We start from the raw sequence: 21,440 nt of genomic DNA on the forward strand, positions 1-21,440 counted from the left end.
CATCGCCTGCCGGAGCCTCGGCATCCTGGGCGTGGACGGGCGCGGCCATGACAAGGGCAAGGGCTGCCCCGGCCATCAGTCTGGAAATGGTGCTCATGGGTTGTCTCCTCCGGTATTGATATCAGTTCGGCGCCACGACGACGCCCCAAGGCTGCTGGCCGACCTGGACCGAGCGCAGCACCTCGTCTGTCTCGACATCGATGATCGAGACGTCGTTCGAATTGCCGTTGGTGGTGTAGAGCCGCGTCTCATCGGGGTTGAAGGCCAGCTGCCAGACCCGCTGCCCGACCAGCAGATAATCGATCACCTCGTCGGTTTCCGCATCCACCACCGCGATGCGATTGGCCGGACCCAGTGCGACATACAGTTTCTTGCCATCCGAGGTGACGCGCGCGCCGACCGGCTGGATCGCCTCGGGCAGGACGCCCGGAATCTCGAAACTGATCTTTTTGGTGATCTGCTGCGTCTCGGGGTCGATGACGCTGACCGTGCCGCCGATCTCGGAGGTCACGTACAGCTTGGACCCGTCGGCGGTAAACTGGGCAAAGCGGGGGCGGCTGTCGACCAGCACGTTGGCGGTGATCTGATACGTCTCGGTGTCGATGAAATGCGCCATGTTGGTGGTTTCCGAGGTGTTGATCACCACGCGCCCGTCCGGGCTGACTCCCATGCCCTCGGGCTCCACCCCGACCGGAATCTCGGCCAGGACCTGGCGGGTCTTGACGTCGACCACGGTGACGATGTTGTCATCCTCGTTCGCGATATAGAGGGGGTTGCCCGACGGGTGCAGCACGAACAGCTCGGGGTCCGGCCCCGAGGGCAGGGTGTGCAGCTCCTCCATGGTGTTCGGATCGAAGACGCGCACCAGATCGTCGTCGGAGGCACAGACATACAGCTCGGTCCCGTCCGGGCTGATGGTGATGCCGCGCGGGCGGTTCCCGGCGGGATAGGTGCCGATCACCTCGAAGGTCTCGCCGTCCAGGACGGTGATGTCGTTGCTGCGCTCGTTGCTGACAAAGACGCGGTTGGCCATGGCGGGGCCCGATGCCAGCATCAGGGCCAGACCGGCGGTGGCGGAAAGCAGATGTCTCATGGCGTCTCCGGAAATTGGCATTGGGTTTCGGGGCGGTCGATGCCCAGCGTGTCCAACTGGCTGGTCTGGTGCAGATACTGGTCCTGCGGGCTGACGGAAGTTGTCAGAACCCCCGTGGTCAGCAGGATCGGCTGGCGCACCTGGTGGTCCCAGTCGCGGACCGTCAGCGCCTGCCCCTTGAAGCCCGCGACGTCGAAATCGTCGGACAGGATGAAGGCCTTGAGCGTCTCCGGATCGCCGGAATTCGTGCGGGTCGCGGCCTCTCCGACGATGCGCAGCGACAGCCAGGTCTGATAGTCGGCCTCGCGGATGGGACGCGCGGCCAGGCGCTCGAAGCGGTTCTGGAACTGGGTGCCGCCCCAGGCCTCCATCGCCGGATGCCAGCTGCGCGGCACCAGGCCCGCCGACCCGGCCACCGGGCGCGGGTCCCAGGTCAGATAGGGCAGATGGGCGGCAAAGACGTCGGCCTCGTCGGCGGTGATGACGATGTCATGCTCGGCCGCGCGTTGGGTGAATACCGGCATCTGCGCTTGGACCTGCACATGGCCGCTGTCGGTGCGCCGGGCGCCGCCGGTATCCTCGAATTCGCGTTCCTCGACGATGCGGGCGCCGAACTTGGCGGCGGCCGTGCGATAGGCATCGGCCATGGCCTGGTCCTGCGGGTGGCTGCCGTGGATCAGGAACCAGCGCGGCCAGTTCTTCCACATCAGGAACTGGGCCAGACCGTCGGCCAGCATCGCCCGGCTTGGCGCGACATGGATCGTGTTGAACCGGCAATCGGCCCCGCGCAGGTTGTCGCCCCGCGCCATCGCGTTGAAGACCATCGCCCGATCCCCCGCCTGATCGGCCAGGGCCAGCGTCGTGGCGTCATCGGCCAGCAGCACCACGAACTCGATCCCGTCATCCAGCAGCCGGGCCAGCTCGGCCTCGGCGGTGTCGGGGGTGGCCGTGACCTCCTCGGCCTCGAAATCCTGGCCCATGAAGCGGCCGGTCGTGTCGTTGTCCTCGATCGCCAGGCGGGCGCCCGCGAACCCCAGATCGGCGGGCGGCAGATCCAGCCGCGAGATCGGCGGCAGGCCCGGATCGTCAACCCGCAGAACGGCGGCGCGGATCAGCACCGGATCGGGGGACTGGGCCGCAGCGGGCTGGGCCAGTGCCGCGGCACCCGCCAAAAGTCCTATGATTCCCTTGAGCATTTTCTCTCTCCCTGGGGTCATGGTGGGCGGGGATTCGGCCTGCGGCAACCCGGTTATTGTTCCCGCCGAAAGCGGGAAGTTTTCCCTCAACCCAAGGTCTGAGGCGGCTACGGCTTTTGTCTGATAGACGCCCGGCATGGTCGGGCGCATGGTCGGATCATGACCCGAACCGGACCGATATCGACCCTGCTGCTGGCCCTGCTGGCCCCCGCGACCGCCCTGGCACAGGGCGCACCGCCGCCCGGCACCGCGACCTGGTTCGGCATCCATTACATCGACACCTCGACCGAGGGCGCGATCAACGGCATCCGCGCGGATGAGACCGACCGCATCACCATGACCGAGGCCTATATCGCCGAGGATCTGGCCGCGCGGGGCTTTGATCTGACCGCCCCGCCCCCCGAGGCGGTGGCTGCGATCCTGAACCCCGTGCATTCGAACGGGGCCGATGCCCGCATCGCCCGCGAGATGGGCACCGACTATGTCATCGCGGGCGAGGTCCAGAAGGTGTCGAACCTGATCCAGTCGGTGAACCTGCACATCCGCGACGCGGAGACGGGCCGCACCCTGCGTGCCGGATCGGTCGAGATCCGGGGCAATACCGATGACGCGTTCCGGCGCGGCTACAGCTATCTGCTGAGAAATGTGATCTTTCGGGAGGAACGGAAGGAATGAGGACGACGACGCTTTTGGCCGGTGCGCTTGGTGCGGTTCTGGCCATGACGACGGTGGCGGGGGCGCATGGCCCGTCGCGGCTGAAGACCGAACAGACGGTGATGCTGGACGCCACCCCCGCCGAGGTCTGGGAGGTGATCGGCCGGTTCGACGACATGAGCTGGCACCCGGTGGTGGCCCAGACCGCGATGGTCCCCGAGGGCGCGCCCGCGGATGTCGCCGACGAATCGACCCGTGTGCTGACCCTGGCGGGCGACGGCGACGCCACCATCACCGAACAGCTGATGGGCATCGACAATGACAAGATGCAGTACCGCTACATGATCACCCAGGTCGACACGGCGGTGCTGCCGGTCACCAACTATTCCTCGACGCTGCAGGTCAGCGACAAGGACGGCAAGGCCGAAGTGCTGTGGCGCGGCGGGTTCTATCGCGGCTTTCCCAACAATGATCCCCCGGCCGAGCTGAACGACGATGCCGCCATCGCCGCGGTCGAGGGCGTCTATCAGGCCGGGCTGGACGCGCTGGCCGAGCGGTTCGGCCGCGCCGAATAGTGCTGCGCGCCCTGCTGCTGGTGCTGATGGGGTCCCCGGTCATGGCCGGGGATCTGGCTTTCGTGACATCCCAGAACGGCAATGCGGTGACGGTGGTGGATCTGGGTCGGGGGGAGATCCTGGCGCAGGCCGACATTCCCGGCGCGCCCGCACCGGTCGCCTATGACCCGGCCACCGGCCGCGCCTATGTCATCGCCGCCGATACCGGGCGCCTGCATGTCCTGGACGAGGCCGCCCGCCCCCTGAACCATGTCGATCTGGGCGCCGGGGCCTTTGGGCTGGCGGTGGGCGATGGGGCGGTGTTCGTGACGCATTGGTACGACGCGCGGCTGACCCGGCTGGACGCGTCGCTGCAACCGGTCTGGGCCGTGCCGACGGGCGCGGCCCCGGCGGGCGTCGCGGTCAGCGCCGATGGCCTGCTGGTCGCGACCGCCGATCGCGATGCGGATGCGGTCAGCATCTTTGACGCCGCCAGCGGGGCGCGCCTGCACCGGGTGGCGACGGCGGGCGCGCATCCCTTTGGCATCACCTTTCATGGCGGGCGCCTGTTCACGGCGGATGTGCAGGGCGACCTGGTATCGGTCATCGACCCCGTGGCCGGACGTCTGGTCGGGCAGGTGCCGACGGGCAGCCACCCCTATGCGGTGGGTTTTGCCGCCGGTCGGGGCTTTGTCACCGATCAGTATGACGGCACGGTCACGGTCTTTGATGCCGCAACGCTGGCGGTTCTGGCCACCGTGCCCATCGGCGACTATCCAGAAGGCATCGCCCCCCTGCCCGACGGCAGCGGCGTGGCGGTCGCCAATTGGGATTCGGACAGCCTGGTCGTTCTGGACGCCCTGACGCTGGAGGTTACGCATCGCATCGCGATGCCCCCCGGCCCCCGCGCCTTTGGCAGCTTTACGGGGCGACAGGGTCCGCGATGACCAGCGGCCGGCCGGCCTGTTCCCAGGCATCGGTGCCGCCGGGGAACCACAGCACCGGGTCGAACCCCCATTCGACGGCGCGGCGCGCGGCGTTCCAGCTCATCCAGCAATCGGCGCGGCAAAAGATCACCAGCGGGCGGTCGGGATCGTCCTGTTGGGCACGGGTCAGGCCGTCGCGCAGCCGCGCCTCCTCGGCCGGGGCCAGCGCCTGATAGCCGGTGTTCCACAGCCACAGCGCGCCGGGGATGGTCTGGTGCGGGGGCTCGTTCCACAGGGTGCCTTCGGGCAGACCCTCGGGGCGGGCCTTGCGCGGCATCGCGTCCACGAAGGCCGCGCCCGCCTCGTGCAGGGCCACGGCCTCGTCGATGCCGATGACCTGCGCGCCGGTCAGGGTCGCGGGGACCGGCGCGCGATAGGGCTCTCCGCGATAGGTGTCGGGCTCGGGCACCGTCTGTGCCCAGGCGGCGGGTGCCAGCAACAGCGCCAGGACCGCCGCACGGATCATGGCAACAGCGCCTTGCCGTAATCGTCGACCAGCGGCACCCCGGCCTCGTGCAGGATGTCGTTGATGGCATCCTGGTTGCGGCGGATCAGGCTGTTCAGCTCGCGCTTCCATTCCTGCTCCTCCATGCGCACGCCCATGGTGATGCGATAGAACAGGCGCGGATTGGCCTCTTCGTGCAGCAGCGGCGTGAACTGCAGGTCGGGGTCGTCCTTGACGCGCGGCCCGGCCAGCGGGCCCCACATGACCGCGGCGCCCATCTCTCCGCTGCGGACACCCTCCAGCAGATCGCCCATCGGGTCCTCGACCCGGCGGTCGACGAACAGATCGACGCCGCGCATGTTGGGGGCCAGCCCCGCCCGGGCCAGATGCGTGGCGGGCGGCGTGCCCGCGACCACGCCGATGCCGTGATCCTTGAGCGCCGGGTCGGTCAGCCGGTCCACCTGCGCCAGGGGACCGTCGCGGCGCGTCACGATGCCATAGACCGAGGTGTAGTAATGATTGGTGTTCTGGACCAGCTCATCGCCCTGGGCATAGCCGATCACCACGTCGCAGGTCCCCATCCGCAGGGTCCGCTGGATAAAGCCCATGCCCGAGGGAAACCAGCTGTAGGTGACGGGCAGGCCCAGCGTCTGGCCCACGAACTCCGCCAGACGGTTCTCAAAGCCGGTGCCGTCGCGGTCCGACATGGGCGCGTTGGCCGGGTCCGCGCAGACCCGGAACTGCGTGGTCGAGCGTAGGTCGGCGACCTGCGCCGTCACGGGGCTGGCCAGCATCCCCGCGATCAGCCCCAGGACGCCGATGCAGCGCCGCATCAGCTGGACATGCAGGAATCTTCCTGCGCCGTGTAATCCTCGGATTTGTCGGCCCGTTCGGCGGGGCGTCCGCGCCCGATCGTGTCGGTGCCATGCGCCAGCAGATAGACATAGATGTCGTCGATATAGCACCAGACGTTCTTGTTGGTGCCAAAGGCCGGCATGACCGAGTTCGTGCCCTGTTTGCCCGAGGCCACAACCTGCATGAAGTCATAATAGTCCATCCGCAGCACGGAATTCTTCAGCGCCGGCGCATAGGTCGACCCTTCGCCATCGGGGCCGTGGCAGACATGGCATTCCGCGTGATAGCGACGGAACCCGTTGAAGGTCGCGAAATCGACCACGCCGTCCTCGACGTTGAAGGTCGGGATGCCCTCGGCATTGCGCCAGCGGCCGTCCATCTCCTCGACGGGGGTCATGTCCTGGCCGTTCGCCAGGACCATGTCACCCTCGGCAGCCTCGGGGGCCGTTTCAGTCTGCGCCAGGGCCATGCCGGCCAGGGACGCACCCAGGACCAGCGCCGTGAGGCTGGTGATGGCTTTCATGTCGGAAGTCCTCCCAAAGTCGTCTGTCTCCTCAGACGGTTCCGCCCCAGTCTAATGCTGGGGCGGCGCCATCAAAGGTCACGCTTGCGTATCCGGGCCCAAAGTATGAGGCGGCCCGGCTGCCGGTCTCAGTTCGGCAGTTCGAACACGGTCAGCTGACCGCCCAGTTCGGTATAGTCGCTCAGCGCGGCATAGCCGCCCACGGCGCCCAGACCGTCATTGGGGTTGGTCAGACCGGCCGCCAGACCGATTCCGGCCCATCCGCCGACACCCGACAGAACGGCGATGTACTGCTTGCCGTCATGCTCGTAGGTCATCGTGTTGCCGATGATGCCCGACGGCGTCTTGAAGCTGTACAGCTCCTCTCCGGTCTCGGCATCGACGGCCTTCAGAAAGCCCTCCAGCGTGCCGTAGAAGACCACGTCGCCCGCGGTCGCCAGAGCGCCAGACCAGACCGAGAACTGCTCGGGCAGGGACCACTTGATCTCACCCGCGACGGCGTCCCAGGCGATGAAGTTGCCCATGCCGCCATGGCTGTCGGGGGCCGGATACATCGACAGGGTCGCGCCGACATACGGCTGGCCCGCAGTATAGGCCACGCGGAACGGCTCATAGTCCATGCAGACGTGGTTGGTCGGGACGTAGAACAGGCCGGTCTTGGGCGAATAGGACGCCGGCTGCTGGTCCTTGGTTCCCAGGGCCGCCGGGCAGACGCCGGTGGTGTTCACATCCTCGCCGTTCTGGGCGGTCGAGTATTCGGCCACGACCATCGGACGGCCATAGGTGTCCGAATCGGGGTTCATGTCGACTTCGGTGGCCCAGTTCACCGCCGGGTCGAACTTTTCGGCGACCAGCAGCTCTCCGGTCTCGCGGTCCAGCGTATAGGCGAAACCGTTGCGGTCGAAGTTCACCAGCAGCTTGCGCATCTGGCCGTCGATTTCCTTGTCGACCAGGATGTTCTCGTTGACGCCGTCATAGTCCCATTCGTCATGGGGCGTCTTCTGATAGAACCACTTGGCCTCTCCAGTATCGGCATCGCGGGCCATGATCGTCATGGACCAGCGGTTGTCGCCCGGACGCTGGCTGGGGTTCCAGGTCGAGGGGTTGCCGGTGCCGTAATAGACCAGGTTCAGGTCCGGGTCATAGCTGAACCAGCCCCAGGTCGAACCGCCGCCGATCTTCCACTGATCGCCTTCCCAGCTGTTCAGAGAGCTGTCCGCGCCGACCGGCTGGCCCAGATGCATGGTGGTCTCGGGGTTGACCAGCATCTCGTCGTCGGGGCCGGTGGAATAGGCCTTCCACGCCTCGGTGCCGTCCGCCAGGTTATAGGCGGTGATGCGGCCGCGCACGCCGTATTCGCCGCCCGACACGCCTACCAGGACCTTGTCGCCCACGGGCATCACGGTCGCGGTGTTGGTCTCTCCAATGGCCGGATCGCCGGTCTGGACCGACCATTTCACTTCGCCGGTCTTGGCGTCCAGCGCCAGCAGCGTGGTGTCGGCCTGGTGGCTGATGATCATGCCGTCCGCATAGGCTGGGCCGCGATAGACGGTGTCACAGCACATGACCGCGATGACCTCGGGGTCCTGCTGGGGGGTGTGGCGCCACAGGATCTTGCCGTTGTCGTTCAGGTCCAGCGCAAAGATATTGTTGGGGAACGGCGTGTGGACATACATGACGTTGTCGACCACCAGCGGACCACCCTCATGGCCGCGCAGCACGCCGGTCGAAAAGGTCCAGGCGACGCGCAGGTCGCCGACGTTGTCGCGGTTGATCTGGTCCAGTTCGGAATAACGTTGGTTGGCATAGTCGCCGGTCTGGATCGCCCATTGCGCCGAATTGCCCGTCTCGGTCAGGACGCTTTCGTTGGCATAGGCCGATACGCCCGTCATCAGCAGCGCGATCGCCGCGCTGTTCAAGAGATTTTTCATAGAGTGCTCCTCCGCTCCCTGGATGCAGCGCCGCAGGTTTCCTCCTCCCGCGGCAGTCCATGTCCAAGTAGTTGGTCGGGCACCCCCTTGCGTCAATCGCGGCCCCTGCCCTTTGCCCCTAAAGTCTTATGGGAAAACGGCAGGGGTGACGGGAATGTTCGGCAATCGGTTCAGACCAGCTGTTCGGCGTGCCAGAACACATGGTCGGCCATGAAGCTCTGCACGAAGAAGTAGCTGTGGTCGTAGCCCGGATGCATGCGGAACTGACCGGGCTGGCGGCGTGCCATCATCGCATGCGCCAACGATTCGGGACGCAGCAGGTCCAGGAACTGATCGTTGGCGCCTTGGTCGATCAGCACCTCTCCGGGATAGCCGCGTTCGGTCATCAGCAGCGTCGCGTCATGGGCGCGCCAGCTGTCCCGATCCTCGCCCAGATAGGCGGTGAACTGCTTGCGGCCCCAGTCCGATTCCGTCGGATTGGCGATGGGCGAGAAGGCCGAGACCGATTTGTAGCGGTCGGGATGGGTCATCGCGATTGTCAGCGCGCCATGCCCGCCCATCGAATGGCCGGTGATGCCCATGGCGTCGGCGTCGATGGCAAAGTTATCCGCGACCAGCTCGGGCAGTTCGGCGGTGATGTAATCCCACATGCGGAAATGCGGCTTCCACGGGTCCTGGGTGGCATTGACGTAAAAGCCCGCCCCCTGGCCCAGGTCATAGGCCTCGTCATTGGCCACGCCCTCGCCGCGGGGCGAGGTGTCGGGAAAGATGATGGCGAGGCCGGCCTCGTCGCACCATTGCTGGGCGGCGGCCTTGGTCATCGCGTTCTCGTGGTTGCAGGTCAGGCCCGACAGGTACCACAGCACCGGCACGCGCCCGTGCAGCGCCAGTTCGGGCAGGTAGACCGCAAAGGTCATGTCGGTGCCGGTCGCCTGCGATGCGTGGCGATAGACGCCCTGGGTGCCGCCAAAGCTGCGGGTTTCGGACAGTGTCTCAAGGCTCATCGGTGTCTCCCTTCAGGGTGTGGAACATGACCAGCGCATCGACCGGCCCGTACTGGGGATGAAGAAACGCGCCCGGCAGGCGGCCCACAACCTCAAACCCGGCCTTCTGCCACAAATGGACGGCATCGGCATTGGTGGACACGACGAAATTGAACTGCATCGCGCGGAAGCCCTGTCCCGCAGCCCAGGATTTCGCGTGATCGACCAACGCACGCGCCACGCCCCGGCCGCGGGCATCGGGATGGGTGGCGAACGAGGCGTTGGCGACATGCGACCCGCCCGCCGGACGGTTCGCGCCGACATGGCTGGTGCCCAGAATGCGCCCGTCCGCGACCGCCACGAAGGCGGAAAAGGGGGCTGCGAACCAGTCGCGGATCGCCTCGTCCCGGTCGACGTCGCGGGGCATGCAATAGGTCTCTCCCGCGCGATAGACGGGGCGCAGGATGTCCCAGATGGCGTCGTGGTCGTCCGGTCTGGCGGGGCGGATCGCCACCCCGCCAGACCCGCTCATTTCAGGTCGTCCACGGTGCGGATGATCTGGCCCAGCAGGCCGTAATCCAGCGCCTCCTTGGTGTTCAGCCAGAAGTCGCGCTGCGTGTCCTTTTCGATGCGCTCGATGGACTGGCCGGTCGCCTCGGCAAAGATCTGGTTCAGGCGGTCGCGCATCAGGCGCACCTGTTCCGCCTGGATCATCATGTCCGACGACGTGCCGCCGATCCCGCCCGAGGGCTGGTGGATCAGGAACCGCGTGTTGGGCAGGCAGTAGCGGTTTTCCTTTTTCGCCGCGACAAAGATCAGCGCGCCGGCAGAGGCCACCCAGCCCGAGCCGATGGTGCGCACGGTGGGGCGGATGAACTTGATCACGTCATGGATCATGTCGCCCGATTCCACATGCCCGCCGGGGGACGAGATCAGCATGTTGATCGGCTTGTCGCTTTCCTCGGCCAGGGCCAGCAGGTGGGCCACGGTGCGCTGCGCCAGCTTGTCGTTGATGGCGCCCGCCACGATGACCGTGCGCGACTTGAAGTACAGCTTGCCGATCTTGTCGCCCTCGGGCAGGCCCAGGCCGCCATCCTTGTCGCCCTTGGGCTGGCGGTCGTCGTCTTCCTCGTGATCGTCGTCGTCGTCCAGCCACTGGTGGCGCATGGGCCTGCTCCTTCGTTCATTCTTATGGCGACGGCGGGGCGCGCGGGCCCCGCCGTTCTTTTACCTAAGCAGCCATGAAGGATCAGTAAAGGACGACCGAGCGAATGGATTCGCCGTTATGCATCAGGTCGAACCCCTTGTTGATGTCGTCCAGCGGCATCGTGTGGGTGATCATCGGGTCGATCTCGATCTTGCCGTCCATGTACCAGTCGACGATCTTGGGGACATCGGTCCGGCCCCGCGCGCCGCCAAAGGCCGTGCCCTTCCAGACGCGGCCGGTGACCAGCTGGAACGGACGGGTGCTGATTTCCGCACCCGCGGCCGCCACGCCGATGATGACCGACACGCCCCAGCCCCGGTGCGTGCATTCCAACGCGTCGCGCATCACCTTGGTGCTGCCGGTGGCGTCAAAGCTGTAATCGGCGCCGCCGATCTGATCGAACGGGGTCTTGGTCATCTCGACGATGTGCTGGACGATGCCGCCGTCGATTTCCTTGGGGTTGACGAAATGCGTCATGCCGAAACGTTCGGCCATCTCTTTCTTGTCGTTGTTCAGATCGACGCCGATGATCATGTCCGCGCCGGCCAGCCTCAGGCCCTGGATCACGTTCAGCCCGATGCCGCCCAGACCGAAGACGACGGCCTTGGCACCGATCTCGACCTTGGCGGTGTTGATGACCGCACCGATGCCGGTGGTGACGCCGCAGCCGATATAGCAGATCTTGTCGAAGGGCGCGTCGTCGCGGACCTTGGCGACCGCGATTTCCGGCAGCACCGTGTGGTTCGCGAAGGTCGAGCAGCCCATGTAGTGATAGATCGGGGTGCCATCCAGCATGGAAAATCGGGTCGTGCCGTCGGGCATCAGGCCCTTGCCTTGGGTTGCGCGGATCCTGGTGCACAGGTTCGTCTTGCCCGACAGGCAGGACGCGCATTCGCGGCATTCGGGGGTATAGAGCGGGATCACGTGGTCGCCGACCTTCAGGGAGGTGACGCCCTCGCCGACCTCGACCACGACGCCCGCGCCCTCATGGCCCAGGATGGCGGGAAAGATGCCCTCCGGGTCGTCGCCCGAGCGGGTGAATTCGTCGGTGTGGCAGATGCCGGTGGCCTTGATCTCGATCATGACCTCGCCGGCCTTGGGGCCTTCCAGATTGACCTCCATCACTTCCAGCGGTTTGCCGGCCTCGAGGGCCACGGCGGCACGGGTTCTCATGAATATTCTCCTGTTCCCTCTTGGGCGTATCGGTCAGGGCGAAGGGGCCGACGGTGCGGCCCCTTGGCGGTTCTTCCAGCGGCACGCGCATGCCGTCAAGCAGGCAGCGCGCCCGCACGTTTGGCGACATGGGTCGCGATCGCGTCCATCAGCGGTGGGGACAGCGCATCATAGGGGTCCAGCCCAAGCTCGCGCAGGCGCGACCGGATGCCGTCCATCCGCGACGGATCGACCCCCGATTCGATGACCGAGCTGACAAAGGCCGCGAATTCGGGCGCCGACCAGCCCGCATCGCCGGACAGTTCGGTATGCACGAAATCGAGGCCATAGAACGGATGGTCCTTGTTTTCGATCCGGCCATACATGTGAACGCCGCAGTCGCGGCAGCGATGTCGCTGGATGGCGGCAGAGGCATCGACCACCTCCAGCTTGTCGGCGCCCTCCAGCACCTCGACCGCATCGCGGGACACGACCGCGATCTGGCTGAACACCGCGTCATCGGGCTTCCAGCATTTCGTGCAGCCGCAGACGTGGTTATGGGCGGTCTGTGCGCCGACCCGGACGCGGACCGGATTCGTGGCACAATGACAGGACAGCACGCCGCCCGAGAATCCCGGACTGCCTTTCGCGATGCCGTGATCGACGGCAGGGTGGATATGGACACCTTCAGTGCTGGTCATCATCCCCTCCTCTGGCTGACCGGATGTGACCAAGCGTCGCGCCATCGGGAATGATCGGCAAGTCAGCGGAAGGTGGTAGCAGCCCGGCCGCGTGGCCGGGCCGCGGGGCCCTTTAGCTGGCGGGCGTGGACGACACGCCGACCTTGGCCGGGCGCAGCAGGCGGTCATGCAGCATGAAGCCGTTATCCATCACCTGGATGATGTGGCCCGCGACGGTGCCGGGGACCGGGGCCTCGAACATGGCCTCGTGATGGGTGGGGTCGAACTTGTCGCCCGGCTCGGGGCGGATGATGGTGATGCCGTGCTTGGTGAAGACGTTGGACAGCTCGCGCAGGGTCAGCTCGACCCCCTCGATCAGGGCGGCGGCGGCGGTACGCTGCTCCTCGCCCGCGGCGTCCAGCGCGCGGGTCAGGGCGTCATGCACCGGCAGCAGGTCGCGCGCCAGACGCGATCCGCCGTAATTCTCGGCGTCGCGGCGGTCCTTGTCGGCCCGCTTGCGCGAGTTCTCGGCATCGGCCAGGGCGCGCATCCACTTGTCGCGCATCTCGTCGCGCTCGGCGGTCAGGCGCGCCAGGGCGTCATCGGGATCGGCCAGCGGGTCGTCCAGAAACTCGTCCATGGGCTGTTCGTTCTGCTCGGTCATTTCACTTCATCCTTTCCGGCCGGACAGCACCCGCCCGACCAGTTGCGCGGTATAATCGACGATCGGCACGATCCGGCCGTAATTCAGCCGGGTCGGCCCGATGACACCCACCGCGCCTACAATTTTCCGGTCGGCATTCATATAGGGTGAAACGACCAGAGCGGAACCCGAAAGTGAAAAAAGCGTGTTTTCCGACCCGATGAAGATGCGCACCCCCTCCCCGCGCTCGGTCAGCTCCAGGAATTCGACGATGTCGCGCTTGCGCTCCAGATCGTCGAACAGGATGCGGATGCGGTTCAGATCGGCGGCCTCGCTGTCCAACAGGTTCGCGCGGCCCCGCACGATCAGGCGCGGATCGGCGGCCTCGGCCCCCCACAGCGCGATGCCCGATTCCACCAGCTCGGCCGCCAGCACGTCCAGCTCGCGCCGCCGCGCATTGATCTGCTGGGACAGATGGCCGCGCAGCTCGGCCAAGGTCTTGCCCTCGGCCATGGCGTTGAGGAAATTCCCGGCCTCGCGCATCGAGGACGGGGTCTGGCCCGGCGGCGGGGTAAAGATGCGGTTCTCCACATGCCCGTCGGCAAAGACCAGCACCACCAGCGCCCGGTCCGGCCCCAGGCTGACGAATTCGATATGGCGGATCGGCGCCTCGTGCTTGGGCATCAGGACCAGCGAGGCGCCCCGGGTGATCGACGACAGCGCGGTGCTGACCCGGTCCAGCAGCACCCCGGTTTCGGGGTCGTCATTGCCAAGCGTCTGGTCGATGGCCGCGCGGTCGGTCGAGTTGACGGCGTCGATCTCCATCATGCCGTCCACGAACAGGCGCAGGCCCATCTGCGAGGGCATCCGCCCGGCCGAGGCATGCGGGCTGTCCAGAAGCCCCATGAACTCAAGGTCCTGCATCACGTTGCGGATCGTCGCGGCGCTGACCTTTTCCGACAGCGCGCGGGTCAGCGTGCGCGAGCCCACCGGCTCTCCGGTTTCCAGATAGGATTCGACCACCCGGCGAAACACCTCGCGGGAGCGGTCGTTCATCTCGTTCAGCAGCGATTCCTGGGTCATCAGCTCTGTCTTGTGACCCCTGTTGGGGTTGCGTGAGGGGGGCCCCGGGCGCTATGGGCAGGGGATATTCACGAAAAGGAACAGTCATGCGCCCGTCCGGCCGGAATCTAGCCCAAATGCGTCCGATTTCAATTGAAACCGGGGTGATGCGCCATGCCGAGGGCTCCTGCCTGATCAAGTGCGGCGACACGCATGTCCTGTGCACCGCCACCATCGAGGACAGCCCGCCGCGTTTCCTGAAGGGCACCGGTCTGGGATGGGTCACGGCCGAATACGGCATGCTGCCACGCGCGACCAACACGCGCAACCGCCGCGAGGCCGCGCAGGGCAAGCAATCGGGCCGCACGCAGGAAATCCAGCGGCTTATCGGCCGCAGCCTGCGCGCGGGCATCGACCGCAGCGCGTTGGGAGAGCGTCAGATCAGCATCGATTGCGACGTGATCCAAGCCGATGGCGGCACGCGCTGCGCGTCGATCACCGGGGGCTGGGTCGCGCTGCGGCTGGCGGTGAACAAGCTGCTGAAGGCGGGCGCGATCACCAGCGACCCGATCTTGGACCACGTCGCGGCGGTCAGCTGCGGCATCTATGCGGGCCAGCCGCTGCTGGACCTGGACTATGCCGAGGACAGCGAGGCCGGGACCGACGGCAACTTCGTGCTGACCGGCGCGGGCCGCCTGATCGAGGTGCAGATGTCCGCCGAGGGCGCGACATTCTCGCGCGACGAGATGGGCCGCCTGCTGGACCTGGCCGAGGCCGGGATGGCCGATCTGGTCGCAGCCCAGAAGGCTGCGATCGCGTGAGGGCCTTTACCGAAAAGCGTCTGCTGGTCGCGACCCATAACGCGGGCAAGCTGGACGAGATGCGCGCCCTGCTGGCCTCCTACGGGGTCGAGGTGGTGGGCGCGGCCCAGATGGGCCTGACCGAGCCCGCCGAGACCGAGGACAGCTTTGCCGGCAACGCCCGCATCAAGGCGCGCGCCGCGATGCAGGCGACCGGCCTGCCCGTGCTGGCCGATGACAGCGGCATCTCGGTCGATGCCCTGGGCGGCGCGCCGGGCGTCTATACCGCCGATTGGGCCGAGACCGGCCAGGGCCGCGATTTCGCGATGGCGATGCAGCGGACCTGGACCGAGGTGCAGGCGACGGGCACCCCTGCCCCGCATGCGGCGCAGTTCCGCTGCACGCTGATCCTGATGTGGCCCGACGGCCACGAGGCGCTGTTCGAGGGTGTGCTGCCCGGTCAGGTCGTCTGGCCCCCACGCGGGGCCGAAGGTCACGGCTATGACCCGATCTTTCAGCCGGACGGGCATCAGGTCACGCTTGGCGAGATGTCGGCCGAGATGAAGAACAGCCTCAGCCATCGCGCCCGCGCCGTGGCGCAGATGATCGAGGCCTGCTTTGTATAGGCTCTCCACCGGATCGCCCTTCGAGGCGCGGCTGGCCTATAGCCGAGCCGTGATCAAGGGCGACTGGTGCTTTGTGTCGGGCGTGACCGGCTATGATTATGCGGACATGACCATGCCCGACGATCCGTGCCAGCAGGCCCGCAACTGCTTTGCCACCATCTTTTCGGTGCTGGCAGAAGCGGGATTTGCGCCGGGTGACATCGTCCGCGTGCAATACACCATCACCGATGCGGCCTTGGTCGAGCGGATCGCCCCTGCCCTCTCCGAGGCGCTTGGGCAGATCCGCCCGGCGGCGACCATGATCGTCGCGGGCCTGATCCGCCCTGAAATGCAGGTCGAGATCGAAGTCACGGCGTTCCGGGGATGACCGAGGCGGGTGAAGACTGGCGCGCGGGCGGGTTTGGCCTCTATGTCCATTGGCCGTTTTGTGCAGCCAAATGTCCCTATTGCGATTTCAACAGCCATGTCGTGGCACGGGTCGACCAGACGCGGTGGGCGACCGCCCTGTCGGCCGAGATCACGCGGCTGGCCGCTGAGACGCCGGGGCGGCACCTGGGCAGCATCTTTTTCGGCGGCGGCACGCCATCGCTGATGGAGCCGGACACGGTTGATGCCGTCATCACCGCAGCGCGCGCGGGCTGGGGTTTCACCAACGATATCGAGATTTCGCTGGAGGCGAACCCGACCAGCGTCGAAAAGGGCCGGTTCCAGGGCTTCGCCGATGCGGGCGTGAACCGCCTGTCGATGGGCATCCAGGCGTTGAACGATGCCGATCTGCGCCGTCTTGGCCGAATGCATTCCGTGGCCGAGGCGCGGGCCGCGTTCGACGTGGCCCGCGACGTCTTTGGACGCATCAGTTTCGACCTGATCTATGCCCGCCAAGGCCAGCGGCGGGACGCCTGGCGGCAAGAGCTGCGCGAGGCGCTGGCCATGGCCGCCGATCACCTGTCGCTGTACCAGCTGACCATCGAACCGGGGACCGCCTTTGGCGCCCGGGCCGATGCGGGACTGCTGCGCGATCTGCCCGATGACGATCTGTCGGCCGACATGTATTTCGACACGCAGGAGATCTGCGAGGCGGCCGGAATGGGCTGCTATGAGATCTCGAACCACGCCCGGAGTGGGGCGGAAAGCCGTCACAACCTGGTCTACTGGCGTCAGGGTGACTGGGCTGCCGTGGGCCCGGGTGCGCATGGCCGCCTGACCCTGCCCGCCGGGCGTACCGCCACCGAGGCGCATCGTGCGCCAGGCGCCTGGCTGGATGCCGTCGAGGGTCGGGGAACGGGCGAACTGCCGCGCGAGTTCATCCCCTCAGGTGAACAGGCGACGGAATATCTGCTGATGGGCATGCGGCTGGCCGAGGGCCTGGACACCACCCGCTATGCCGCGCTGGCCGGAGAGCCGCTGGATGCGGCTGCCATCGCATCGCTGGAATCGCTTGGCATGGTGCGCCATGAGGGCGATCGTCTGCGTGCGACGGCTGCGGGCCGGCCGGTTCTGAACGCCATTCTGCGCGAATTGGCACGCTGAGATGCGGCGCAGGGTCTGGCTGGCGGTTGGGTGGTTGTTCACCGTGCTGGGCATCATCGGGGTGGCCCTGCCCGTCATGCCGACGGTGCCCTTCCTGCTGGTCGCCGCATGGGCTTTTGCGCGGTCGTCACCAGTGCTGGAACAGCGGATCATGAACCACCCGACCTATGGCCCCCCGGTCCGGGCCTGGCGGGATAGGGGCGTGGTCGGGCGCTTGGCCAAGGTATGGGCGATCAGCGCGATGACGTCTGGCGTAGTCCTGTCATGGTGGGTGGGGATGCCGATCTGGGTCGTCGCAAGCCAGGCCGGAATCTGCGGCCTTGTCGCGATTTTCCTGATCCGGCGACCAGAAGTTTAAGCAAATGTGGTGACTTTCTTCAGGAAGGACACCACATGTTGTTACTCATTCCCACCTAGAAGCTGGCAGAGGTGATCAAGCTGGTCCAGATTCTTGTAGGTGATGACCAGCTGTCCACCATCCATGCCGGCATGCGCGATCTCGACCTTCATCTTGAGATGAGCCGACAAATCACCCTCCAACGCCCGCGTGTCGGCATCCTTTTCGGAACTGCGGGGCGATTTGCGCGGTTTGGCATCGGGTGATTGGGCCAGCTTGCGGACCATATCCTCGGTATCGCGGACCGAAAGTCCCTTCTCCGCCACCTTCCGCGCCAATTGTGCCGCATCGGGCGCGGTGATCAGGGCGCGGGCATGGCCTGCGCTGATCTTGCCGTCCTTGACCATCTCCTGGACGGAATCGGGAAGGCTTAGCAGGCGCAGCAGGTTTGCAATATGACTACGGCTTTTGTTCAAGGCCTCGGCCAGACGCTCCTGCGTGTGGCCGAAACGGTCCATCAGCTGACGAAAGGACGCCGCCTCTTCGATGGCGTTCAGATCAGCGCGCTGAATGTTCTCGATGATCGCGACTTCCAGGACTTCGGTATCGGACATGTCGCGAATGATCACGGGCATCTCGTGCAACTGCGCCATCTGCGCGGCGCGCCACCGGCGCTCACCAGCGACGATCTGGTACAGGCCGTGATCGCGCGGATGCGGGCGGACGATCAGCGGTTGCAGAACCCCGCGCTGCTTCAGCGACGCGGCCAACTCTTGCAATGCCTCTGGATCAAAGCTGCGCCGGGGCTGATCAGGGTTGGCGGTGATCTGCTCGATCGGCAGCACCGTCTTGTCACGCGCAGCACTGGAGGGCGCATCTCCAAGATCCATGTCCGCCATCAAGGCGGAGAGTCCACGACCGAGGCCCCTCTTGGCGGTCTTGGCGTCTGACATCATGCAATCTCCGGGATGAGGTTGAGGCGAGCCATGAACTCGGTCGCGAACTGACGATAGGCGACACTGCCTTTGGACTGTGGGTCGTATGCAAGGACGGGCTGCGCATGGGAAGGCGCCTCGGACACGCGAACGTTCCGCGGAATGACGGTCGGATAGACCAGATCACCCAAAGTTTCGCGCGCGTCCGCTTCAACCTGCTGAGAGAGGTTGTTGCGATAATCGGACATGGTCAGAAGGATCCCGTTGATCCTGAGGCGGGGATTGGCACCCTGACGGACCTGTTTGACCGTCCCCAGCAGTTGGGACAACCCTTCGAGCGCATAAAATTCCGCCTGCAGCGGTACCAGAACACTGGATGCGGCGACCATGGCATTCACGGTCAACAGTCCCAAAGCCGGAGGGCAATCGATCAGAACGATGGTTCCGGGGGACGCAGACGCCAGCTGACGTTCCAGAAGGCGCGTGCGATCCGCAGTCTGGGAGAGATCCACATCCGCCGAGGCAAGGTCGGAGGTCGATGGAACAACCCGGAGATTGGTGACATCGGTCTCGACAGCGGCGGAGGACAGCTCGATCTCGCCAGTCAACAGCTCATAAACCGTATGGCGTCTTTGGTCGGCAGTGATGCCCAGACCGGTCGATGCATTCCCTTGCGGGTCGAGGTCGATCAGGATGACGGAATGTCCCGCCTCGGCCAGAGCCGCGCCGAGATTGACAGCCGTAGTCGTCTTCCCCACCCCCCCTTTTTGGTTCGCGATGGCCACAATATGTTGTTCAGGCATGCGAGACTCCGGTGATGTTCAGGATTGCCGCTTCGGGGTCCGTTCTACTGGAAATGGCACGAAGATCAAATCGCCAATCGTCTTTGGCTGCCTCACATTCCTGGCGCCATGCCTGACCTTTCATCAACCAAGCCTGCCCATCTGGCCGCATATGGCGCGCCACATGCGGCAGAAGCGTCGCCAGCGGAGCCAAAGCGCGAGCAGAGAGATGATCGGCATTCAGAGGCGGCACGGACTCGATGCGGTCCGAAATCACCGATGCTCTGCTCAGGCCCGTCTCTCTCAGAACAGCGCGTAGGAAGGCTGATTTTCTCTGATCGCTTTCAACAAGTGTGACATGCAGGTCCCAGTCAGCCGCCAGGATTGCGACGACGATGCCGGGAAAGCCCCCACCGCTGCCGAGGTCGACCCATAGCCCACTCACCGGGCCAGAGTGATCGATAATCTGTACGCAATCGTCGATATGCCTCAACCTCAGTGAGGAAACGGTTGATGCGGATACAAGATTGATACGGGGATTCCACTTTTCGACCATCGCGGCATACGTCGCCAGCCGCTGCTCTGTTTCACGTGAAACATTCATCCGGCGCAACTTCGAATGACGGAGCGGGACGCGGCGATCAGAAGCGTCAAGGCAGCGGGAGTCATTCCTTCAATCCGAGATGCTTCTGCAAGGTTCGCCGGACGTCGCTCCTGCAGCTTTCGCGACAGTTCCGACGAAAGTCCTCCAAGGGATTCGTAGTTGAGGTTGGGATCCAAACGCATCTGCGCGTTGGCCTTTAGCGACTCGGCGTCGCGATGCTGTCGGTCAGTATACTGGCTATAAAGTGCGTCGTTCTTGATCTGCTCCAGAGACGTCTTGGAAATCTCCGACAACTTGGGCAACGCGGCGACCAGCATGTCTGCGTCGATGTCAGATTGACCCAGAAGAGAGAACACGGACCGAGATTGCCCGTCCTGACGAACATGAATACCCATCCGCTCGAGCTGCGTCGGTGACAGCCGGATTGACTCGCAGGTTTCCCGCGCCGCCTCATACGCATCCTGGCGGCGAGTGAATGCCTCTATCCGCTCGGGACCTGCGCAGCCAATCCGGATAGCCATACGCGTCAGTCGTTGATCTGCGTTATCCGCCCTGAGGGACAGACGAAACTCTGCCCTGGAGGTGAACATCCGATAGGGTTCGGAAACACCTTTGGAGATTAGATCATCGATCATGACACCAATATAGCTGTCCGACCTGCTGAAATGCATGGGCTCGGCGCCACGGGCGATCAATGCAGCATTCACGCCTGCAACCAGCCCTTGCGCAGCCGCCTCTTCATATCCCGTCGTGCCATTGATCTGACCGGCCAGAAACAAACCTTCGACTGACCGAGCCTCCAGCGAGGCGTCCAGAGACCGCGGGTCGACATAGTCATATTCGACCGCGTAGCCGGGCTGAGTGATCCGCGCATTCTCTAGACCGCGGATTGAGCGCACATAGTCCAGCTGGACATCCTCGGGCAGTGACGTCGAGATACCGTTCGGATAGACCGTGCTGCTTTCTAAGCCTTCCGGCTCCAGGAAAATCTGGTGGGACTCCTTATCGGCAAATCGGACGACCTTATCCTCGATCGACGGGCAATATCGCGGCCCGGCCCCGGTGATATTGCCCTGGTAAAGTGCGGATTTACCAAGATTCTCCCGAATAATCCGATGTGTCGTCGCATTCGTATGGGTTATGGCACAGCTGATCTGAGGTGCCTCGGGTGCGTCATTCAAATATGAGAACATCACGGGCTCAGCGTCGCCAGGCTGAACCTCGAGGCAGGCCCAATCTATCGAGTTGGTATCGATCCGCGGCGGCGTGCCGGTCTTCAACCGACCCATCGTCAGGCCAAACCGCTCCATGCTGTCGCTCAGCTTGTGTGCGGCGCCGTCGCCCCACCGACCGGCTTGTCGGCACTCATCACCGATATGAATTGTTCCCCGCAGGAACGTGCCCGTCGTCAGTACAACGGTCTTCGCTTGGACTTCACGTCCATCCGCAAGACGGACACCTGTCACCCTCTGATCGGTGCCAAGCAAATCTTCAACCTCGCCGAAGGCGAGATCCAAGCCAGGATAAGTGCTGATAAGCTCCCAAGCCGCTTTGCGGTAGAGATCCCGGTCCATCTGCGCACGCGGCCCTTGAACAGCCGGGCCCTTGCGTCGGTTCAACAGCCGGAATTGTATCCCGGCTCGGTCGGCGATACGTGCCATGACGCCGTCCATGGCGTCAACTTCACGAACCAGGTGCCCTTTTCCCAGCCCTCCGATCGCCGGATTGCATGAAAGCGTTCCTATGTCTTCCTTGCGCATCGTCAGCAGGATAACAGCAGCGCCCATCCTGGCGGCTGATGTGGCAGCCTCCAATCCGGCATGCCCCCCGCCAATCACTGCGACGTCGTAATGTTTCACGTG

At 65.1% G+C, this 21,440-nt stretch carries 25 protein-coding genes; 8 read left to right on the forward strand and 17 right to left on the reverse strand.

What is annotated here, in order from left to right; genetic code table 11:
• Positions 1 to 121 precede the first annotated feature (121 nt).
• Positions 122 to 1,093: a YVTN family beta-propeller repeat protein gene (locus tag FA740_RS01390; RefSeq protein WP_136854987.1), complete on the reverse strand. Its 972-nt coding sequence runs from the start codon at positions 1,091 to 1,093 to the stop codon at positions 122 to 124.
• Complete coding sequence (locus tag FA740_RS01395) at positions 1,090 to 2,289, reverse strand: ABC transporter substrate-binding protein (protein WP_136854988.1); 1,200 nt, start codon at positions 2,287 to 2,289, stop codon at positions 1,090 to 1,092. The genes FA740_RS01390 and FA740_RS01395 overlap by 4 nt, the downstream gene beginning before the upstream one ends.
• Positions 2,290 to 2,448: 159 nt before the next feature.
• Here FA740_RS01395 and FA740_RS01400 point away from each other — a divergent pair, with 159 nt between their 5' ends.
• The 3 genes from FA740_RS01400 to FA740_RS01410 are packed head-to-tail and all read left to right on the forward strand — an operon-like array spanning position 2,449 to position 4,444.
• The gene (locus FA740_RS01400; protein WP_136854989.1) at positions 2,449 to 2,964 is read left to right on the forward strand and encodes a DUF3280 domain-containing protein; all 516 of its coding nucleotides are present in this window, start codon (positions 2,449 to 2,451) and stop codon (positions 2,962 to 2,964) included.
• Positions 2,961 to 3,518 carry an SRPBCC family protein gene (locus tag FA740_RS01405; RefSeq protein ID WP_136854990.1) on the forward strand — a complete coding sequence of 186 codons (558 nt, stop codon included), beginning with the start codon at positions 2,961 to 2,963 and terminating at the stop codon, positions 3,516 to 3,518. The genes FA740_RS01400 and FA740_RS01405 overlap by 4 nt, the downstream gene beginning before the upstream one ends.
• Positions 3,518 to 4,444, forward strand: coding sequence for a YncE family protein (locus tag FA740_RS01410; RefSeq protein WP_136854991.1), 927 nt, complete (start codon positions 3,518 to 3,520; stop codon positions 4,442 to 4,444). Before FA740_RS01405 ends, FA740_RS01410 begins: the two co-directional genes overlap by 1 nt.
• Here the strand turns inward: FA740_RS01410 and FA740_RS01415 are convergent.
• The 11 genes from FA740_RS01415 to hrcA form a co-directional block, all read right to left on the reverse strand.
• A complete protein-coding gene (locus tag FA740_RS01415) occupies positions 4,419 to 4,949 on the reverse strand; it encodes a PQQ-dependent catabolism-associated CXXCW motif protein (protein ID WP_211243622.1) in 531 nt (176 codons plus the stop codon). The genes FA740_RS01410 and FA740_RS01415 overlap by 26 nt on opposite strands.
• Complete coding sequence (locus FA740_RS01420) at positions 4,946 to 5,761, reverse strand: quinoprotein dehydrogenase-associated putative ABC transporter substrate-binding protein (protein WP_136854992.1); 816 nt, start codon at positions 5,759 to 5,761, stop codon at positions 4,946 to 4,948. The genes FA740_RS01415 and FA740_RS01420 overlap by 4 nt, the downstream gene beginning before the upstream one ends.
• The gene (locus FA740_RS01425; RefSeq protein WP_136854993.1) at positions 5,761 to 6,306 is read right to left on the reverse strand and encodes a c-type cytochrome, methanol metabolism-related; all 546 of its coding nucleotides are present in this window, start codon (positions 6,304 to 6,306) and stop codon (positions 5,761 to 5,763) included. The genes FA740_RS01420 and FA740_RS01425 overlap by 1 nt, the downstream gene beginning before the upstream one ends.
• A 128-nt stretch (positions 6,307 to 6,434) precedes the next feature.
• Entirely contained in the window at positions 6,435 to 8,237 is a 1,803-nt protein-coding gene (locus FA740_RS01430; protein WP_136854994.1) for a methanol/ethanol family PQQ-dependent dehydrogenase, read from the reverse strand.
• Between the two features lie 170 nt (positions 8,238 to 8,407).
• Positions 8,408 to 9,241, reverse strand: coding sequence for an S-formylglutathione hydrolase (fghA, locus tag FA740_RS01435; protein WP_136854995.1), 834 nt, complete (start codon positions 9,239 to 9,241; stop codon positions 8,408 to 8,410).
• Positions 9,231 to 9,752, reverse strand: a complete 522-nt coding sequence (locus FA740_RS01440; protein ID WP_136854996.1) for a GNAT family N-acetyltransferase — start codon at positions 9,750 to 9,752, stop codon at positions 9,231 to 9,233. The genes fghA and FA740_RS01440 overlap by 11 nt, the downstream gene beginning before the upstream one ends.
• Positions 9,749 to 10,387: an ATP-dependent Clp protease proteolytic subunit gene (locus FA740_RS01445; RefSeq protein ID WP_136854997.1), complete on the reverse strand. Its 639-nt coding sequence runs from the start codon at positions 10,385 to 10,387 to the stop codon at positions 9,749 to 9,751. Before FA740_RS01445 ends, FA740_RS01440 begins: the two co-directional genes overlap by 4 nt.
• 82 nt (positions 10,388 to 10,469) lie before the next feature.
• A complete protein-coding gene (locus tag FA740_RS01450; protein ID WP_136854998.1) occupies positions 10,470 to 11,600 on the reverse strand; it encodes an S-(hydroxymethyl)glutathione dehydrogenase/class III alcohol dehydrogenase in 1,131 nt (376 codons plus the stop codon).
• A gap of 95 nt (positions 11,601 to 11,695) precedes the next feature.
• Positions 11,696 to 12,280 carry an S-(hydroxymethyl)glutathione synthase gene (gfa, locus tag FA740_RS01455; protein ID WP_136854999.1) on the reverse strand — a complete coding sequence of 195 codons (585 nt, stop codon included), beginning with the start codon at positions 12,278 to 12,280 and terminating at the stop codon, positions 11,696 to 11,698.
• Positions 12,281 to 12,392: 112 nt separating this feature from the next.
• Entirely contained in the window at positions 12,393 to 12,923 is a 531-nt protein-coding gene (locus FA740_RS01460; RefSeq protein ID WP_136855000.1) for a nucleotide exchange factor GrpE, read from the reverse strand.
• Between the two features lie 6 nt (positions 12,924 to 12,929).
• On the reverse strand, positions 12,930 to 13,985 hold the full coding sequence (gene hrcA / locus FA740_RS01465; RefSeq protein ID WP_136855001.1) for a heat-inducible transcriptional repressor HrcA: 1,056 nt from the start codon (positions 13,983 to 13,985) through the stop codon (positions 12,930 to 12,932).
• An 86-nt stretch (positions 13,986 to 14,071) separates the two neighbouring features.
• Between hrcA and rph the strand changes: the two genes are divergently transcribed.
• From rph to FA740_RS01490, 5 genes are read left to right on the forward strand one after another with little or no spacing between them, the layout of a single operon-like run.
• Positions 14,072 to 14,785 (forward strand): ribonuclease PH, encoded by a 714-nt coding sequence (gene rph / locus FA740_RS01470; RefSeq protein WP_136855002.1) that lies wholly within the window; start codon positions 14,072 to 14,074, stop codon positions 14,783 to 14,785.
• Complete coding sequence (locus FA740_RS01475) at positions 14,782 to 15,390, forward strand: non-canonical purine NTP pyrophosphatase (RefSeq protein ID WP_136855003.1); 609 nt, start codon at positions 14,782 to 14,784, stop codon at positions 15,388 to 15,390. The genes rph and FA740_RS01475 overlap by 4 nt, the downstream gene beginning before the upstream one ends.
• Positions 15,383 to 15,757, forward strand: a complete 375-nt coding sequence (locus tag FA740_RS01480; protein WP_136855004.1) for a RidA family protein — start codon at positions 15,383 to 15,385, stop codon at positions 15,755 to 15,757. The genes FA740_RS01475 and FA740_RS01480 overlap by 8 nt, the downstream gene beginning before the upstream one ends.
• Positions 15,754 to 16,920 carry a radical SAM family heme chaperone HemW gene (gene hemW, locus FA740_RS01485; protein ID WP_136855005.1) on the forward strand — a complete coding sequence of 389 codons (1,167 nt, stop codon included), beginning with the start codon at positions 15,754 to 15,756 and terminating at the stop codon, positions 16,918 to 16,920. The genes FA740_RS01480 and hemW overlap by 4 nt, the downstream gene beginning before the upstream one ends.
• Before the next feature lies 1 nt (position 16,921).
• Positions 16,922 to 17,278: a YbaN family protein gene (locus tag FA740_RS01490; protein ID WP_136855006.1), complete on the forward strand. Its 357-nt coding sequence runs from the start codon at positions 16,922 to 16,924 to the stop codon at positions 17,276 to 17,278.
• A gap of 41 nt (positions 17,279 to 17,319) precedes the next feature.
• On the opposite strand, the gene FA740_RS01495 is transcribed toward FA740_RS01490, so the two are convergent.
• Genes FA740_RS01495 through mnmG form a run of 4 tightly spaced genes read right to left on the reverse strand, consistent with a single transcriptional unit; the run spans position 17,320 to position 21,437 of the window.
• On the reverse strand, positions 17,320 to 18,210 hold the full coding sequence (locus FA740_RS01495) for a ParB/RepB/Spo0J family partition protein (RefSeq protein WP_136855038.1): 891 nt from the start codon (positions 18,208 to 18,210) through the stop codon (positions 17,320 to 17,322).
• The gene (locus tag FA740_RS01500; RefSeq protein WP_136855007.1) at positions 18,210 to 18,995 is read right to left on the reverse strand and encodes a ParA family protein; all 786 of its coding nucleotides are present in this window, start codon (positions 18,993 to 18,995) and stop codon (positions 18,210 to 18,212) included. The genes FA740_RS01495 and FA740_RS01500 overlap by 1 nt, the downstream gene beginning before the upstream one ends.
• Positions 18,988 to 19,578: a 16S rRNA (guanine(527)-N(7))-methyltransferase RsmG gene (gene rsmG / locus FA740_RS01505; protein ID WP_136855008.1), complete on the reverse strand. Its 591-nt coding sequence runs from the start codon at positions 19,576 to 19,578 to the stop codon at positions 18,988 to 18,990. Before rsmG ends, FA740_RS01500 begins: the two co-directional genes overlap by 8 nt.
• Positions 19,575 to 21,437, reverse strand: a complete 1,863-nt coding sequence (gene mnmG, locus FA740_RS01510; protein ID WP_136855009.1) for a tRNA uridine-5-carboxymethylaminomethyl(34) synthesis enzyme MnmG — start codon at positions 21,435 to 21,437, stop codon at positions 19,575 to 19,577. Before mnmG ends, rsmG begins: the two co-directional genes overlap by 4 nt.
• Between the last annotated feature and the right edge of the window lie 3 nt (positions 21,438 to 21,440).

Source organism: Paracoccus hibiscisoli (assembly GCF_005048265.1).
Taxonomy (GTDB): Bacteria; Pseudomonadota; Alphaproteobacteria; order Rhodobacterales; family Rhodobacteraceae; genus Paracoccus; species Paracoccus hibiscisoli.